Raw genomic sequence first — 16,287 nt, forward strand, 5'->3', positions numbered from 1 at the left:
TCTTCCACCTCGGTGCGCCGGCGGCGCCACTTGCGCACCGTCATGCGACTGATGCCGTAGCGCCGGGCCAGTTCCGGGTCGCTGACGCCGGCCGGCGCCTCCTGCAGTTCCTGCCGGATCCGGGGTGTGGTGCGGGCGTTGGAATGGATCGTACTCGCCATGCGGTCAGCCTCCCGTTCGCTCATCGGGCACAATACTCATCCACTCCCGGGCATGAAACAGGGGTGCCTTCTCTCGCGGTATGCACTCAGACGAGACCTGACAGTTAACGGAGAGCCGGTGTTGGAAACGCTCATAGAAGCGAATCAGGCGGTGGTGGTCTGCGGCATTCTGGAGGATGCACAGGGGCGGATCTTTCTGGCGCGGCGCGGGGCCGATCAGGCGCTGGCGGGGCATTGGGAGTTCCCCGGTGGCAAGGCGGAGCCGGGCGAGAGCCTGGAGGCTGCGTTGTGCCGTGAATTTCGGGAAGAGCTGGCGATGGAGCTCCGGGTGGGGGAGGAGATTGGGCGCACGCCGATTCCGGGTCATGGGGGCCTTGAGCTGGTGGCGCTGCGGGCGTGGACGGACGACGAGAGCCCGGTGCTGACGGTGCACGATCGCTGGTGCTGGGTGTCGCCGGCGGAGGCGCGCGGGCTCGAACTCGCGCCCGCGGACATCCCGTTGCTCGAAGCCTTTGTTGCAGGGCGTTCCGTATGAGCCGGGATAGCGCCGCCAAGTCCCTGCCCGGGGCCGAATGGGTCGGCCTGCATGAACGGCTGGATACGCCGCGGGTACGGCAAGCGCTGGAAGCCCTGGGGCTGGAGGACCATGCCCGCTGGAGCCAGGGGCTGGAAGGCGACGATCTGGCCATGACCCTGGCCGCCGAACTGGCCCAGCGGCTTGCGGGGCGGGCCGGCGAGCTGCGCGAGAAGGGGCATGAGGACTGGACCCGGGCCGTGCAGATCCTGGCGGATGCACTGGCGGCGGCCGGGCATCCGCTATCGGGCATTGAGGAGGACCTTCCGCAGCCGCCGTTTCGGCAGTTGTTGGAGGTGCGCTCTCCGACCGCCGACCAGGTGGGGCAGCAGGAGACACCGCGGCCGGATATACCGCTGGCGCTGTCCAGCCTGCTTACTGGATCCGATCGCACACCCAGCCTGGTCACGCAGATCGAGAAGGAACTGGCGAGTGCGGAGCGGGCGGACTGGCTGGTGTCGTTCATCAAATGGAGCGGGATTCGCGCCCTGCGCGAAACGCTCAAGCGCTTTACCGAGACCCCGACGGCCGATGGCTTGCCCAGGCTGCGAATCGCGACGACCTCGTACCTCGGGGCCACGGATCTCAAAGCGATCGAGTTTCTGCTGAGCCTGCCGAACACCGAGATTCGGGTCTCCTACGACACGCACCGCACGCGCCTGCACGCCAAGGCCTACCTGTTCCATCGGAGCACGGGATTTGGCAGTGCCTACATTGGCTCGGCGAATGTCTCGCGCGTGGCGATGGATGAGGGGCTGGAGTGGACGGCCAAGGTCAGCGAATACGAGCTGCCGCATATGTGGCGCCAGATCGAGGCCTCGTTCGAGGCGCACTGGGCAGACCCGGCGGAGTTTGAACCGCTCACCACGGATGACCTCCCTCGCCTGCAACAGGCGCTGGAATCGGAATCCAACGCAGGGCCAGCCGCGCAGAAAGACGCCACCACGTTCTTCGATCTGCGTCCGTATGCCTTTCAGCAGGAGATCCTGGAGGATATCCAGCGCGAGCGCCGTTCAGGGATCGACCGCCATCTGGTGATCGCCGCCACCGGGACCGGCAAGACCATGATCGCCGCCTTCGACTATCGCCGGTTTGCGCGCGAGCAGGCGGACAAGGGGCGGCCGTCGCTGCTGTTCATCGCCCACCGCGAGGAGATCCTGCGGCAGGCGATGGCCAGCTTCCGTCAGGTGTTGCAGGACAACGAGTTTGGCGACGTGCTGGTGGGCGGGGCGCGCCCGAGTCAGGACCGCCATCTGTTCTGCACAGTGCAAAGCTGGAACGCGCGGGACCTCGATCGCCTCGACCCGGCGCATTTCGATTACGTGGTACTGGATGAGGCGCACCACAGTAGCGCCGGGAGCTACCAGCGCATCCTGGACCATGTGCGACCGAAGTGCCTGCTGGGCCTCACGGCGACGCCGGAACGCACGGATGCCGACGACATCCGCCAGCACTTTGGCCAGCGTTACACCCATGAGATCCGCCTGCCGGATGCGATCGAGCGGCGCCTGCTGGTGCCGTTCCATTACTTCGGCGTGGCCGACCACGAATCCGTGGACCTGAGCCGGGTGAGCTGGCAGCGCGGGGGCTATGACGCCCAGGAACTCGAAGGCGTGTTCACCGGCAACCAGGCGCGGGCCGACTGGGTGTTGCGGCAGGCCCATGAACACGCGACCGACCTGAGCTCGGTTCGGGGCTTGGGGTTTTGCATCAGCTGCGACCATGCGCGGGTTATGGCCGAGCATTTTTCGGCCAGGCAGGTGCCCAGCGCGGTGCTGACCGGCGAGAGCCCAGACCACGAGCGCGAATCGGTACAGCGCGACCTGCGCGAGGGGCGCATCCGCTTCATCTTTACGGTGGACCTCTACAACGAGGGTGTGGATCTGCCGGAGGTGGACACCCTGTTGCTGCTGCGCCCGACCGAGAGCCTGACGGTCTATCTGCAGCAGCTCGGTCGCGGGCTGCGGCTGCATGAAGGCAAGCCGCACCTCACGGTGCTGGATTTCGTGGCGCCGCAGGATCGGCGCTTTCGCTACGCCGCGCGGTTCCGGGCGCTCAGCGCGCGGCCGGAGAAGCGTGTGGATCACCAGATCGAGGAAGGCTTCCCCTGGCTGCCCAGCGGCTGCCTGATCCACCTCGACCGGTTGGCCACCCAGAGGGTCCTCGACAACATCCGCGCGCAGATCAACCGCCAGCGTCCGCAAATCGTGCGCGAGCTGAAGGGCTGTTTCCAGGAGGACATCGACTCCGCCAGCCTGCCCAAAATGCTCGACTGCCTGCATATGGACGAGGCAGAAGACCTGCTGCGCAAGGATCTGCCCTCACGGCTGCGCGCGGACTGCGGAGGGGAATCAACCGAGGCACTGCAGCCGTATGCCAACGGCCTCAAGCGTGGGCTGCAACGCCTGGTCCGCTGTGATGACCAGCAGTTGCTGGAAACCCTGCAAAGCCATCTCGCGGAATCCGCGGCGAACGTGGATGAGCTCAGCGAGCAAGAACGGCTGCGGCTGGCCCTGATCCACAGCACGCTATGGGGCAAGACGCGCCCGGGGGATGGCGACCTCTCGTCGGTGGACCGCTTCGTCCGCGAACAACGCCCGCTTTATCGGGATCTCCAGGAGGTCGTCGCCTGGCGGTACGAGCGCATGGTGCCGGCCAGCGGTATCACCTTCCCGGAGCAGACGGGGCCGCTGGAACTGCACGCGTCCTACACCCGCGAGCAGATCCTGCTGGCGCTGGGACTTGGCAGCCTGGAGAAGCCCATCACCCAGCAGGAGGGTGTGCGGCACGTACCGGAGCGGCGGGTGGATGCGATGTTCGTCACCCTGGAGAAATCCGAGCAGGAGTTCTCGCCCACCACCATGTACGAGGACTACGCCCTCAACGAGCGGCGGTTCCACTGGCAGTCACAGTCCGGCACCTCACCCACCTCGGAGACCGGGCAGCGCTACATCCACCACGAACAACTCGGCTACACCCCAATGCTGTTCATACGCCCCGCCAAGCGCGACGCCACCGGCCTGAGCCAACCGTTCACCTTCTGCGGCCCGGTGCGCTACCAGCGCCATGAAGGCAGCAAGCCGATGAGCATCGTCTGGGAGCTGGATTACGAACTGCCCGCCCGCCTCCTGCACCTCGCCCGCCGCACGGTCCTATAGCGCTCAGCGCTCAGTCAAAGACGACGGTCTTGTTGCCGTGGGTGAGCACGCGGCCTTCGAGGTGGTAGCGCAGGCCGCGGGCGAGGACCCAGCGTTCCACGTCGCGGCCCTTGCGGATCATGTCCTGCACGCTGTCGTCGTGGCGTACGCGGGTGACGTCCTGTTCGATGATGGGGCCGGCGTCCAGTTCTTCGGTCACGTAGTGGCTGGTGGCGCCGATCAGCTTGACCCCGCGGGTGTGCGCCTGGTGGTAGGGGCGCGCGCCGGAGAACGAGGGCAGGAAGCTGTGGTGGATGTTGATGATGCGCTGCGGGTAGCGCTCGCACATCCACGGCGGGAGGATCTGCATGTAGCGGGCGAGGACCACGGTGTCGGGCTGCAGGTCGTCGAGGCGTTCCTGCAGCCGGGCGAAGGCGCTCGCGCGATCGTCGCGCGGGACGGGGATGTGCTCGAACGGGATGCCGTAGCAGCGCGCCAGGGGTTCGTGATCGGTGTGGTTGGAGAGGATGGCGGGGATGTCCATGGGCAGCTCGCCGGCGTGCCAGCGGGCGAGCAGGTCGCTGAGGCAGTGGCCTTCGCGGCTGACCATGAGCACCACGCGCTGGCGGCTGCGCGAGTCGGCCAGCACCCAGTCCATGCGCATGTCTTCGCCCAGCTGCAGCAGGCGATCGCGCAGTTCGCCTTCGCGCGCGGGGTCGAGGGCGAAGACCCAGCGCATGAAGAACCAGCCGGCCTCGGCGTCGGTGTGCTGGGCGGCTTCGGTGATCCAGCCGTCGGTGCCGGCAATGGCCTCGGCCACCCGGGCCACGATGCCGTGCTGGTCGGGGCAGACGATGCTGAGGCGGAAGTCGTGGCGCGCGGGCGTGGTTTCGGTCATGGTCGGGATGTTCCGGGGAGATTGAAGCCGTCAGGGTACACCGGGGCGCCCGGGAGACCGATACCCGGCAGTAATGACTACGGGCTCGACCGGACGCGCTCCCCGGCCCAGCTGGCAAAGGCGGAATACACCTCCAGGGCGTCGGGCACGGCATCGGTATCAGGAGGCATCCGTGCCCTCTACCGTAGTTGCTGGAAGAGTACGGAGTCGGCGTGCAGGAAGAAGGCCCGGTCCTGCTCGGCGTGGAAGCGCCCGGCCTGTGCTTCGTACAGGCAGACGCCATCCCGGAAGACCTCGAACCGGGTCAGCGGGGAAGTGCCCTGGCTCAGAACCAGCAGATCAACCGGGCAAGGCTCCAGGATCTCTTCCAGTTGCCGTTGCCAGCGACCCTGGGTCATCAGGCCCGGCATCTCCGCCGGCTGAACGGCAAGGTCGATGTCCCGGCCGGTGCCGTCCCGCGCCGTGGAGCCGAACAGGACCAGCAGCTCCCAGCCATGCTCTCTGGCGAGGCGCTCGAGCTGCGAAGTTTGTTCGGGAGAAAGCATGGGGCACCGCGGCAGCGAATCCGAAAGGGTCCAGATTAGGACAACTCCAGTTCGCGGCCAAGGCCGCTCCTACCGGGGTCAGGCGGTGTCGCGCAGGCCGGGGGGGATGGAGAAGGTGATGGTCTCTTCCTGCCCGGCGACTTCGCTGACCTCGTTCACGCCGCGCTCCCGCAGGAAGTCGATGACTTCCTGCACCAGCAGTTCGGGGGCGGAGGCGCCGGCGGTCACGGCGATGCGGTCGCGGCCTTCGAGCCACGCCGGGTCGATGTCGGCGGCGCCGTCCACCAGGTACGACGGCACGCCGGAACGCGCGCCGATCTCGGCGAGGCGGTTGGAGTTGGAGCTGTTCTTCGAGCCGACCACCAGCAGCAGGTCGCAGTCGTCGGTGAGGGTCTTCACCGCGTCCTGGCGGTTCTGCGTGGCGTAGCAGATGTCCATCTTGCGCGGCCCCTCGATGTTGGGGAAGCGCGCGGTGAGGGCATCGATGATGTCGGCGGTGTCGTCCATCGACAGCGTGGTCTGGGAGACGAACGCCAGCCGGTCGGGCTCGCTCACCTCCAGGCGTTCCACGTCTTCCACGGTTTCCACCAGCATCATGCGCCCGCCGTTCGAGGTGTCGAACTGGCCCAGGGTGCCCTCCACCTCGGGGTGGCCGGCATGCCCGATGAGGACGACTTCGCGCCCCTCGCGGGCGTGCTTCGACACCTCGAGGTGGACCTTGGTGACCAGCGGGCAGGTGGCGTCGAACACGGTCAGGCCGCGTTGCTCGGCCTCTTCCTGCACGCGGCGCGGCACGCCGTGCGCGGAGAAGATGACCACGTTGCCGTCCGGGACCTCGTCCAGTTCCTCCACGAACACCACGCCGGCGTCTTCCAGCCGCCCGACCACGTGGCGGTTGTGCACCACCTCGTGGCGGACGTACAGCGGGGCGCCGTGGATCTCCAGGGCGCGTTCCACGATCTCGATGGCGCGTTCGACGCCGGCGCAGAAGCCGCGGGGGTTGGCGAGCCGGACCTGCATGTTCATGCCCTGTTCTCCTCGCGGATCACTCGTCCGCCGGGTGCACTTCCAGGATCTCCACCTCGAAGGTGAAGTTCTTGCCTGCCAGCGGGTGGTTGAAGTCCACGGTCACGGTCTCCTCGCTCAATTCGCTGATGCGGCCGGGCACGGCCTCGGCCGACGGGCTGGTGAACTCGTAGATCTGACCCTCTGCCAGCTCCGCCTCGGGCGGGAACTGGTTGCGGGGCACCGACTGGAAGGCCTCTTTCTCGGGCCAAGGGAACATGGTCCCGGCCTCGATCGCAAATTCCCGCTGATCGCCCGGCTGCAGGCCGATCAGCAGGTCTTCCAGCCCGGGCAGGATCTCGCCGGCGCCGACCTCCAGCTCGGTCGGTTCCTCGCCGGTGGAATCCACCACCAGGCCGTTTTCCAGCACCAGCCGGTAGTGCATGCGTACGCGCTTTTCTTTTACTACGGTCGTCATCTTTGCTCCAGTTCGCTTGCAGACGCGGGGCGGGTCAGTCGCGGCGGGTGGCCTCGCCTTCGGTGAAGGCGGCCACGATCAGCAGCACCGCGCCCACGGTGATCGCCATGTCGGCGACGTTGAATGCGGGCCAGTGATGCCCGGCCCAGTGGAAGTCGAGAAAATCCACCACCTTGCCGATGCGCAGGCGGTCCACCAGGTTGCCGATGGCCCCGCCCACGATCAGCCCCAGCGAGGCGATGGTCAGCCAGGCATCGCGCGGCAGGCGAGCCAGCCACACGGTGATCAGCACCCCGGCGGCGATCGCGATCCCGGACAGCAGCCAGCGGCCCCAGTCGCCGGCGTCCGCCAGCAGGCTGAAGGCCGCCCCCGGGTTGTACAGCAGGGTGAAGTTGAAGAACGGGGCCACTTCCACCGAGGCGAACTGGGTGAGCGCGCGCTCGGCCCAGAACTTGGTGATCTGGTCGAGGACCAGCACCACCGCGGCCAGGGCGAGCCCCGGCGCCAGTCCGGAATGCCCCGGCAGCCTCACGCGAACCGCCGGGTCTCGCCCGGCCCCTCCACGTTGGTCACGCAGCGCCCGCACAGCTCGGGATGCGCCGGGTTCTCGCCCACGTCGGGACGCAGGTGCCAGCAGCGCACGCACTTGGCGTGTTCACTGCGGTGCACCACCACGCCGATCGCAGTGCCGTCCTCCAGGGTCGCGGCATGCGCCTCGGCCGGGGCGGGCTCGCTACTCAGGCGCACCTCCGAGGTAATGAACACGAAGCGCAGTTCGTCACCCAGGCGCTCCAGCGGGCCGCGCACCGGAGCATCGGCGGGTACGTGCAGGTCGATCTCGGCGGTCAGCGAGGCACCGATGCGCTGCTCGTTGCGGGCGGTTTCCAGCGCGCGCGCGGCGTGGGTGCGCATCTCCAGGATGCGGTCCCAGTCGGCGTTGCTGAACGTCGCATCCTCCGGCAGCGGGGCCAGGCCCTCGTACCAGGTGGCGAACAGCACCGAGTCGGCGCGTTCGCCCGGCAGCAGCTCCCAGATCTCCTCGGCGGTGAAGGTCAGGATCGGCGCGATCCACCGGGTCAGGGCCTCGGCCACGTGGTACAGCGCGGTCTGCGCGGAACGCCGCGCGTGCGAATCCCCCGGCGTGGTGTACTGGCGGTCCTTGATCACGTCGAGGTAGAAGCTGCCCAGCTCCACCGAGCAGAAGTTGTGCACCCGCTGGTAGATGGGGTGGAACAGGAACTCGTCGTACGAGCGGGTGACCTGCTCCTGCACCTGCAGCGCGCGCGCCACGATCCAGCGGTCCAGCGGCAGCAGTTCGTCCAGCGGCACCGCGTGCTGCTGCGGATCGAAGCCGCTGAGGTTGCCGAGCAGAAAGCGCATGGTGTTGCGGATGCGGCGATAGGCATCGGCGGTGCGGTCGAGGATGTTGTCGGAGATCGCCATCTCGCCGGCGAAGTCGGTCGCGGCCACCCACAGGCGCAGGATGTCCGCCCCCAGGGTGGAGACCACCTCCTGCGGCGCGACCACGTTGCCGCGCGACTTCGACATCTTCTCGCCGTTCTCGTCCACGGTGAAGCCGTGGGTCAGCACCCCGCGATAGGGCGCCTCGCCGCGCATGGCCACGCTGGTCAGCAGGCTGGACTGGAACCAGCCACGGTGCTGGTCGGAACCCTCGAGGAACAGATCCGCCGGCAGGCCGCCGAGCTCGGAGCGCTGCTCCACCACCGTGCTGTGCAGCACGCCGGAGTCGAACCACACGTCCAGAGTATCGGTGAGCTTGACGTAGTCGGCGGCCTCCTCGCCGAGGAATTCTTCGGGGTCCAGGCTGAACCAGGCCTCGATGCCCTGCTCCTCGATGCGCCGGGCGACCCGCTCGGTGAGCTCCGGGGTACGCGGGTGCACGCGCCCGGTTTTGCGGTTGAGGAAGAACGGGATGGGCACGCCCCAGTGGCGCTGACGCGAGATGCACCAGTCGGGCCGGTTGGCCACCATGCCGTGGATGCGCGCCTCGCCCCAGTCGGGCATCCAGCGCGTCGCGCCGATCGCACGCAGGGCATCGGCGCGCAGTTCCGCACGGTCCATGCTGATGAACCACTGCGGCGTGGCGCGGAAGATGATGGGGGTCTTGTGCCGCCAGCAGTGCGGGTAGCTGTGGTGCAGCTTGCGCGCCACGATCAGCGCGGCCTTCTCGTGCAGCACGTCGATCACGTGGCCGTTGGCCTGGTGCACGTTCTGCCCGGCGAAATACGGCGTGCCCTCCACGAACACCCCGTCGGGGCCCACCGGGTTGTCCACCGGCAGGTTGTACTGCAGGCCCACGGCGTAGTCATCCTGACCGTGGCCGGGGGCGGTATGCACGCAGCCGGTACCGGCCTCGGTGGTCACGTGGTCGCCGAGGATCAGCGGCACCTCGCGCTCCAGGAACGGGTGCTGCAGCATCAGGCCTTCCAGCGCGGCACCCTTCACGCGGGCCAGCACACGGCCTTCGCCCAGATCGTAGCGACCCAGGCAGTCCTCCAGCAGCTCTTCCGCCAGCAGCAGGCGCTCGTGTTCCAGCTCCACCAGCGCGTAATCCAGCTCCGGGTGCACGGCCACCGCCTGGTTGGCCGGCAGGGTCCACGGCGTGGTGGTCCAGATCACCACGCTCACCGGGCCGTCGGCATCCGCACCGGAGAAACGCCGCACCAGATCCACGTCGTCCACCACGCGGAAGCGCACGTCGATCGCCTGCGAGATCTTGTCCTCGTACTCCACCTCGGCCTCGGCCAGCGCGGAGCCGCAGTCCACGCACCAGTGCACCGGCTTCTCGCCCATCTGCACGTGGCCGCGCTCGTAGATGCGCGCCAGCGCGCGCACGGTGTCCGCCTCGACCTGGTAGTCCATGGTCAGGTACGGGTGGTCCCAGTCACCCAGCACGCCCAGGCGCTGGAAGTCGGCCGACTGGCCGGCCACCTGTTCCGCGGCGTAGGCACGGCAGGCCTCGCGGAACTGGGCGGCGTCCACCTCGTGGCCGGGCTTGCCGATGTTGTGCTCCACCTGCAGCTCGATCGGCAGGCCGTGGCAGTCCCAGCCGGGCACGTACGGGGCATCGAAACCCGCCAGCGTGCGGCTCTTGACGATGATGTCCTTGAGGATCTTGTTGACCGCGTGCCCCACGTGGATGGAGCCGTTGGCGTACGGCGGGCCGTCGGCCAGCACGAAACGCGGCCGTCCGGCGCAGTGCTCGCGCAGGCGGCGGTAACGATCCTCCGCGCGCCACTGCTCCAGCCATTCCGGCTCGCGCTTTGCCAGGTTCGCCCGCATGGGGAACGCGGTCTGCGGCAGGTTGAGCGTATCCTTGTAGGGATTCGGCGGTGCCTGTTTCTTGGCCATGGCTCTTCCGGATGGGCCCCGCGGGGCCGGTTGCTGTGGAGTTGGAGGATTCGGCAGTCTGGACCGGTGTCAGCAGACGGTACGGGGCACGCGGCCCGGTTCGTCGCCTGTCAGGCATTCACGCGCCGTGTCGGCGTCCCGCGCGATCTGCGCCTTGAGGGCATCCAGCCCGTCGAAGCGCTGTTCGCCGCGAACCAGCGCGCGCGGTTCGAACGCCACGCGCGCGCCGTAGAGTTCGGGGGCGGCGTCCAGCACATGGATCTCCAGGCGCTGTTCGGTGCCCTGCACCGTGGGCCGCCAGCCGATGTTCGCCACTGCGGCCAGCGGCTCGCCGCCCGCGCCGTGCAGCCAGCCGGCATACACCCCGCGCAGCGCCAGCGGCCAGCGCCCGAGGCGCACGTTGGCCGTGGGGAAGCCGATGGTGCGCCCCAGGCGGTCGCCATGCGCCACCCGCCCGTGCAGCCGGTACGGCCGTCCCAGCAGCCGCGCCACCTCGTCGAAGCCGCCCTCGCGCGCGGCGGCGCGCACCCGGGTACTGCTGATGCGCCCGTCGGCATCGCTGACCGTGGGCGTGGACTCCACGCTGAAGCCCAGCCGCTCCCCTTCGGCGCGCATCAGCGCACTGTCGCCCTCGCGCCCGCGGCCGAAGCGGAAGTCGTCGCCCACCAGCACGTGGCGCGCGCCCAGCCGCCGGTACAGGACCTCCTCTAGGAAGTCGCGCGCCGGCAACCCCGCCAGGCGGGCATCGAAGCGCAGCACCCAGGCGGCGTCCAGTCCGCGGCCGTCCAGCGCCACCAGACGGTCGCGCAGGCGCTGCAGCCGGCCGGGCGGCGTGGGCGCTCCGGCGTGCTCGGCGAAATATTCGCGCGGCAGCGGTTCGAAGGTCATCAGCACCGACGGGGCGGCGTGCTCGCGCGCGGCCGCCAGCAGGCGATCCACCACCGCCTGATGCCCGCAGTGCAGACCGTCGAAGTTGCCGATGGTCACCACGGCGCCGCGCACCGCGGCCAGTCCGGAATCCGCACCGTCGGACCTGCCCAGCCCTCGAATCAGCCGCATTGCCCCGTATCCAGGAAAAACGGCAAGTATAACCCGGCGTGCCCCGCGAGATCAGGCCTCGCGCAACAGGAAATGCCGCGGACGCAGCCCGGCCAGCCACAGGGTCACCCCGAGACTGGCCACCCCGGCGACGATCAGCCCGGTCAGCGCCGTCCCGCGCTCGGGGATCGACCAGTCCGTCCACGCGTCCAGCGCCGGCGACAGCACCACCAGGACCGCCACCATCACCGCCAGGGCCACGGGCAGCCCGTAGCGCAGGCGCCGCAGGGCCGGCCCGGGGCGATAGATGCCCTCGCGCACCAGCCCGCGATACAGCAGCCCGGCGTTGATGTAGGCCGAGGCCGAGGTCGCCAGCGCCAGCCCGGCGTGCGCCCCCGGCACCCCGGACAGATACCACGGCAGCACGAACAGGCCGTTGAGCAGCATGTTCCACAGCATGGCGATGATCGCGATGCGCACCGGGGTCTTCGTGTCCTGGCGGGCGAAGAAGCCCGGCGCGAGCACCTTGATCAGGATGAAGCCCGGAAGCCCCAGCGAATAGGCGGCCAGCGCCAGTGCGGTCATGTGGGTGTCGTGCGGGGTGAACTCCTGATACTGGATCAGCGTCGCGAGGATCGGCACCGCCAGCACCACCAGTCCGGCCATCGCCGGCAGGGCCACCAGCATCGCCGTGCGCAGGGCCCAGTCCAGGGTACGGCCGAAGGCCTCGGGCCGCTCCTCGTTGAACTGTTTCGCCAGGCGCGGGAGGATCACCGTGCCGATGGCGATGCCGAACAGCGCCAGCGGCAGCTCGACGAAGCGATCGCCGAAATACAGCCAGGAGATCGACCCGGCCACCAGGAACGACGCGATCAGGGTGTCCACCAGCAGGTTGATCTGCACCACCGAGGTCCCGAGGATCGCGGGCAGCATCAGCTTGACGATCCGGCGCACGCCCTCGTGCGCCCGGCGGAAACGCGGCCGTGGCAGCAGCCCGGCCCGCCACAGAAACGGGATCTGGAAAGCCAGCTGCAGCCCCCCGGCGATGAACACGCCCCAGGCCAGCGCGACCACCGGTTCGGCGAACATCGGCGCCAGCCACAGCGCGGCGCCGATCAGCGCCAGGTTGAGAAACACCGGAGTGAACGCCGGCACCGCGAAGCGCCCGATGCTGTTGAGGATGCCCGCCGCCATCGCGGTCAGCGAGATGAACAGCAGGTACGGGAAGGTGATCCGCAGCATGTCCGCCGCCAGGTCCTGGCGCCCTGCCTCCTGCGCCAGCCCGGGGGCGAAGATCCAGATCAGGGCCGGGGCCGCGAGGATGCCCAGCAGCGTGACGATGGCCACCGCGCCCAGCAGCGCCCCGGCGGTATGGTCCAGCAGATCGCGCAGGGCCTCGCGCCCGCGCTTCTCGCGGAATTCGGCAAACACCGGGACGAAGGCCTGGTTGAAGGCCCCCTCGGCGAACAGCCGGCGCAGAAAATTGGGGATGCGGAAGGCGACGAAGAAGGCGTCGGTGGCCGCGCTGGCCCCGAAGGTCACCGCCAGCACCATGTCGCGCAGATAGCCCATGATCCGCGAGATCATGGTCATGCCGCTGACCACAGCGGTGGATCGGAACAGTCGGTTCATGCGGAAGCCGGCACCACACAGACAATGAGCGGACCGGAGTGTAACCGACTCGCCCGTCGCCAGGCCCGGCGACGGCTGCCCCGGAGAACCGCGGGCAGCCGTCAGGAGGAAGGGAGGATTACTCGATCTTCAGGTAGGCGAAGCCTTCGTCGTTCTGCAGCTCGGTCAGGCGCACCACGCCGGAGGGCACCAGCTCGATATCCACGCCATCCATCAGATCCTCTTCCGGAAGGCCGATGTCACCGCGGGTGATGTCGCACAGCTCCAGCTGCACACCATAGGTATTGGCCAGGGTGCGCAGGCGGCTCTGCAGCCGTTCACGCTCCTCCAGCAATTCCTCGTCGGCCTCGAACGGGGTGCCTTCGAGGTCGTCATCGGCGATGAAACGGATGCCGTGGGACACGAACACGATCCGCACATCCGCCTCGATGAACTCGCGCTCGTAATGGGTGACCATGTTGTTGATGCTGGTGAGCATCGCCGAGAAGCGCCGCGGATCGGCGAAATCGGCGTGGTAGGCGACCTTGGCCTCGGGCTCGAAGGCGCGCGCCTGCTGCGGGACCAGGACCAGGCTGGCGGCGAACAGGGCCAGCAGCACCAGCACGAAGCCGGGGACCAGGGCATTGTTGCGGGCGGCGGGGTATTTCATCTCCATGCTCCTTTCTTGTGTTGTGATGCCTGCAATGTAGACGCACAGGCTCCGGGATTCCATTCCGGGGCGCCCGGGCCCGGTTCGCCTGCAAGCAGACTCCTACGGCGAAGACGAGCTTGACCCTGACCGGAGCCCCGAGTATGCTTTGTCGCCTTTCAGAGAACCCGGCGAATCACGCGAGGGATAGAGTTTTGGCGAATATTGCTTCTGCCCGTAAACGGGCCCGTCAGTCCATGAAGAACCGCGCCCACAACATGGCGCTGCGGTCGCGTTTCCGTACGTACATGAAGGCGGTCCTCAAGCCGCTGCGTCAGGGAGACGTCGAGGCTGCCCGCGAGGCGTATCGCCAGGCGGTCCCGATCATCGACAAGACCGCGAACAAGGGTCTGATCCACAAGAACAAGGCGGCCCGCCACAAGAGCCGCCTGAACCAGCGGATCCGCGCCCTGCAGGCGTAAGACCCTCGGGCCTGCGGGCCCGGCCGGCAGCCTGAAGACCGAACGGGCCCGCCCCTCTGCGAAGGGGCGGGCCCGTTTGCGTGCACATGTCGTGCGCGTGTCGCTACAGCAGGACCATGTTGTCGCGGTGCACCAGCTCCGGCTCGAACTGATAGCCCAGCTCCGCCTCGATCTGATCGGCACGCAGACCGCGGATGCGCTCCACCTCGGCCGCCGAGTAGTTGACCAGTCCACGCGCAACCCCGGAGCCATCCGGGGCCACGCAGGTCACCACCTCGCCGCGGCGGAATTCCCCCTCGACCCGCGCCACGCCCACCGCCAGCAGGCTGCGGCCGGATTCGCGCAGCACCCGCGCGGCACCCTCGTCCAGATGCAGCACACCGCGCGAGTGCAGCTGGTCGGCGATCCAGCGCTTGCGCGCGGCCAGCGGCTCGCGGTCCGGCTGCAGCCAGGTCCCCACGTCTTCGCCGGCCAGGACCCGCGCCATCACGCGCTCCTCACGCCCCGAGGCGATCACGGTATGGGTACCGGAACGCGCGGCACGCTCCGCGGCGTACAGCTTGGTGGCCATGCCGCCGCGTCCCAGCCGCCCGAACTCCGGGGCCACGAACTGCTGCAGCGTCACATCCGAGGCGCGGCCTTCGGCAATCCGCCGGGCCTGCGGGTCACGCCGCGGATCGGCGTCGAACAGGCCCTCCTGATCGGTCAGGATCAGCAACAGATCGGCCACCACCAGGTTGGCGACCAGCGCCGCCAGGGTGTCGTTGTCGCCCAGCCGGATCTCCTCGTAGGCCACGGTGTCGTTCTCGTTGACCACCGGGATGGTGCCGAGGGCCAGCAGGGCCTGCATGGTCGAACGCGCATTCAGGTAGCGCTCGCGGTCGGCCAGGTCGTCATGCGTCAGCAGGACCTGGGCGGCGTGCAGCCCGTGCGCCGCGAATTCCTGCTCGTAGGCCTGCACCAGCCCCATCTGACCGACCGCGGCCGAGGCCTGCAGCTGATGCAGCTGGTGCGGCCGCTCGCTCATGCCCAGGCGATACATGCCTTCGGCCACCGCCCCGCTGGACACCAGGATCACCTCCAGCCCCTGCTCCCGGAGTTCGGCCATCTGCCGGGCCCAGGCCTGCAGGGCCGGGCGGTCGAGGCCGGTGCCATCGGCGGTGATCAGCGCGCTGCCGATCTTCACCACCACGCGCCGCGCCTGCGGCAGGGCGCGGCTCATGCTTCGCCCTCCGGCTCGCCCTCCGCCGGGTCGAGGCGCCGGCGCTCGACTTCGCGCATCACGGCCTGCAGCAGACCGTCCACGCCGTCGCCGATGGCGGCGGAGATGCGGTACTGCGGCACGTCGCCGCCGGGCGCCGCCTGCATGCGCTCGCCCAGCGCGTCCAGCGCCTCCGCGTCCAGCAGCTCGCACTTGTTGAGCACCAGCCAGCGCGGACGCCCCGCCAGTTCCTCGCTGTGCCGCTGCAGCTCGGTGAGCGCGGTCTGCATGTCGGCAACCGGGTCCGCCTCGGGATCCGGCGGAGCCACGTCCACCAGGTGCAGCAGCAGCTCGGTGCGCCCCAGGTGCTTGAGGAAGCGGGTGCCCAGCCCGGCACCCTCGGCCGCGCCCTCGATCAGTCCCGGTATATCGGCCATCACGAAGCTCTGCTCGGGCCCCACGCTGACCACGCCCAGTTGCGGATAAAGCGTGGTGAACGGGTAGTCGGCCACCCGCGGACGCGCGGCCGACGCGCGCGACAGCAGGGTCGACTTGCCGGCATTCGGCAGCCCCAGCAGCCCCACGTCGGCCAGCACCCGCAGCTCCAGCTGCAGGCGCCGCTGCTCGCCCGGCGTGCCCGGCTTGCTCTGGCGCGGGGCCTGGTTGGTGGAGCTCTTGTAGCGGGTGTTGCCGAGGCCGTGATAGCCGCCCTGGGCGACCAGCAGACGCTGGCCGTCGGCAATAATGTCCCCCAGCAGCTCGTCGGTCTCCGCATCACGCACCACGGTGCCCACCGGCACCGCGATCTCGAGATCTTCGCCGGACGCGCCGGTGCGGTTCTGTCCCATGCCGTTTTTCCCGCGCGGGGCGTCGAAACGCTTCTGGTAGCGGAAGTCGGCCAGGGTGTTCAGGCGCTCGGTCCCGACCAGCCACACCGAACCCCCGTCCCCGCCGTCGCCGCCATCCGGCCCGCCGAAGGGGATGTACTTCTCGCGGCGGAAGCTCACGCAGCCATTACCGCCATCGCCGGCCCTGACCACGATGTTCGCCTCGTCGATGAACTGCATCCTTCGCCTCCGGAGGGGATAGAAACAAAAAAAGCCCCGCAGAACGGGGCTTTACGGCGATCCGGACTG

At 68.7% G+C, this 16,287-nt stretch carries 15 protein-coding genes; 3 read left to right on the forward strand and 12 right to left on the reverse strand.

Annotated features, from left to right (window positions below):
- Positions 1–161 (reverse strand): helix-turn-helix domain-containing protein (locus F788_RS0100005; RefSeq protein WP_196802036.1); only part of this gene is annotated, 161 nt, incomplete at its 3' end.
- Between the two features lie 121 nt (positions 162–282).
- On the opposite strand from F788_RS0100005, the gene F788_RS0100010 reads away from it, so the two are divergent.
- Together F788_RS0100010 and F788_RS0100015 are read left to right on the forward strand one after the other, a co-directional pair.
- Positions 283–696, forward strand: a complete 414-nt coding sequence (locus F788_RS0100010; protein ID WP_019591753.1) for a (deoxy)nucleoside triphosphate pyrophosphohydrolase — start codon at positions 283–285, stop codon at positions 694–696.
- Positions 693–3,893 carry a DEAD/DEAH box helicase gene (locus tag F788_RS0100015; protein ID WP_019588853.1) on the forward strand — a complete coding sequence of 1,067 codons (3,201 nt, stop codon included), beginning with the start codon at positions 693–695 and terminating at the stop codon, positions 3,891–3,893. Before F788_RS0100010 ends, F788_RS0100015 begins: the two co-directional genes overlap by 4 nt.
- Before the next feature lie 10 nt (positions 3,894–3,903).
- On the opposite strand, the gene purU is transcribed toward F788_RS0100015, so the two are convergent.
- The 9 genes from purU to F788_RS0100060 form a co-directional block, all read right to left on the reverse strand.
- Positions 3,904–4,770, reverse strand: a complete 867-nt coding sequence (gene purU, locus F788_RS0100020) for a formyltetrahydrofolate deformylase (RefSeq protein ID WP_019588854.1) — start codon at positions 4,768–4,770, stop codon at positions 3,904–3,906.
- A 179-nt stretch (positions 4,771–4,949) separates the two neighbouring features.
- Positions 4,950–5,315 carry a nucleotidyltransferase family protein gene (locus F788_RS0100025; protein ID WP_019588855.1) on the reverse strand — a complete coding sequence of 122 codons (366 nt, stop codon included), beginning with the start codon at positions 5,313–5,315 and terminating at the stop codon, positions 4,950–4,952.
- A 78-nt stretch (positions 5,316–5,393) separates the two neighbouring features.
- A complete protein-coding gene (gene ispH / locus F788_RS0100030) occupies positions 5,394–6,341 on the reverse strand; it encodes a 4-hydroxy-3-methylbut-2-enyl diphosphate reductase (RefSeq protein WP_019588856.1) in 948 nt (315 codons plus the stop codon).
- 19 nt (positions 6,342–6,360) lie between these two features.
- Entirely contained in the window at positions 6,361–6,798 is a 438-nt protein-coding gene (locus F788_RS0100035; protein ID WP_018868985.1) for a peptidylprolyl isomerase, read from the reverse strand.
- 34 nt (positions 6,799–6,832) lie between these two features.
- Entirely contained in the window at positions 6,833–7,330 is a 498-nt protein-coding gene (lspA, locus tag F788_RS0100040) for a signal peptidase II (protein ID WP_019021517.1), read from the reverse strand.
- Entirely contained in the window at positions 7,327–10,170 is a 2,844-nt protein-coding gene (gene ileS / locus F788_RS0100045; protein ID WP_019588858.1) for an isoleucine--tRNA ligase, read from the reverse strand. Before ileS ends, lspA begins: the two co-directional genes overlap by 4 nt.
- Before the next feature lie 69 nt (positions 10,171–10,239).
- A complete protein-coding gene (gene ribF, locus F788_RS0100050) occupies positions 10,240–11,229 on the reverse strand; it encodes a bifunctional riboflavin kinase/FAD synthetase (protein WP_019588859.1) in 990 nt (329 codons plus the stop codon).
- A 51-nt stretch (positions 11,230–11,280) separates the two neighbouring features.
- Complete coding sequence (gene murJ, locus F788_RS0100055) at positions 11,281–12,840, reverse strand: murein biosynthesis integral membrane protein MurJ (protein WP_026332664.1); 1,560 nt, start codon at positions 12,838–12,840, stop codon at positions 11,281–11,283.
- 118 nt (positions 12,841–12,958) lie between these two features.
- Positions 12,959–13,489 (reverse strand): DsrE family protein, encoded by a 531-nt coding sequence (locus F788_RS0100060; RefSeq protein ID WP_019570900.1) that lies wholly within the window; start codon positions 13,487–13,489, stop codon positions 12,959–12,961.
- A gap of 194 nt (positions 13,490–13,683) precedes the next feature.
- Between F788_RS0100060 and rpsT the strand changes: the two genes are divergently transcribed.
- A complete protein-coding gene (rpsT, locus tag F788_RS0100065) occupies positions 13,684–13,950 on the forward strand; it encodes a 30S ribosomal protein S20 (protein ID WP_026279417.1) in 267 nt (88 codons plus the stop codon).
- Between the two features lie 103 nt (positions 13,951–14,053).
- On the opposite strand, the gene proB is transcribed toward rpsT, so the two are convergent.
- Both proB and cgtA read right to left on the reverse strand, forming a co-directional pair.
- Complete coding sequence (gene proB / locus F788_RS0100070) at positions 14,054–15,172, reverse strand: glutamate 5-kinase (RefSeq protein WP_019588862.1); 1,119 nt, start codon at positions 15,170–15,172, stop codon at positions 14,054–14,056.
- Positions 15,169–16,218 carry an Obg family GTPase CgtA gene (gene cgtA / locus F788_RS0100075; protein WP_019588863.1) on the reverse strand — a complete coding sequence of 350 codons (1,050 nt, stop codon included), beginning with the start codon at positions 16,216–16,218 and terminating at the stop codon, positions 15,169–15,171. Before cgtA ends, proB begins: the two co-directional genes overlap by 4 nt.
- Between the last annotated feature and the right edge of the window lie 69 nt (positions 16,219–16,287).

The organism is Thioalkalivibrio sp. ALE10, assembly GCF_000381385.1.
Classification (GTDB): Bacteria; Pseudomonadota; Gammaproteobacteria; order Ectothiorhodospirales; family Ectothiorhodospiraceae; genus Thioalkalivibrio.

Coding starts and splice junctions, on each gene's coding strand:
- F788_RS0100015 (WP_019588853.1), top strand. CDS start 693: ATGAGCCGGGATAGCGCCGCCAAGTCCCTGCCCGGGGCCGAATGGGTC.
- purU (WP_019588854.1), bottom strand. CDS start 4,770: ATGACCGAAACCACGCCCGCGCGCCACGACTTCCGCCTCAGCATCGTC.
- F788_RS0100025 (WP_019588855.1), bottom strand. CDS start 5,315: ATGCTTTCTCCCGAACAAACTTCGCAGCTCGAGCGCCTCGCCAGAGAG.
- ispH (WP_019588856.1), bottom strand. CDS start 6,341: ATGAACATGCAGGTCCGGCTCGCCAACCCCCGCGGCTTCTGCGCCGGC.
- F788_RS0100035 (WP_018868985.1), bottom strand. CDS start 6,798: ATGACGACCGTAGTAAAAGAAAAGCGCGTACGCATGCACTACCGGCTG.
- ileS (WP_019588858.1), bottom strand. CDS start 10,170: ATGGCCAAGAAACAGGCACCGCCGAATCCCTACAAGGATACGCTCAAC.
- ribF (WP_019588859.1), bottom strand. CDS start 11,229: ATGCGGCTGATTCGAGGGCTGGGCAGGTCCGACGGTGCGGATTCCGGA.
- murJ (WP_026332664.1), bottom strand. CDS start 12,840: ATGAACCGACTGTTCCGATCCACCGCTGTGGTCAGCGGCATGACCATG.
- F788_RS0100060 (WP_019570900.1), bottom strand. CDS start 13,489: ATGAAATACCCCGCCGCCCGCAACAATGCCCTGGTCCCCGGCTTCGTG.
- proB (WP_019588862.1), bottom strand. CDS start 15,172: ATGAGCCGCGCCCTGCCGCAGGCGCGGCGCGTGGTGGTGAAGATCGGC.
- cgtA (WP_019588863.1), bottom strand. CDS start 16,218: ATGCAGTTCATCGACGAGGCGAACATCGTGGTCAGGGCCGGCGATGGC.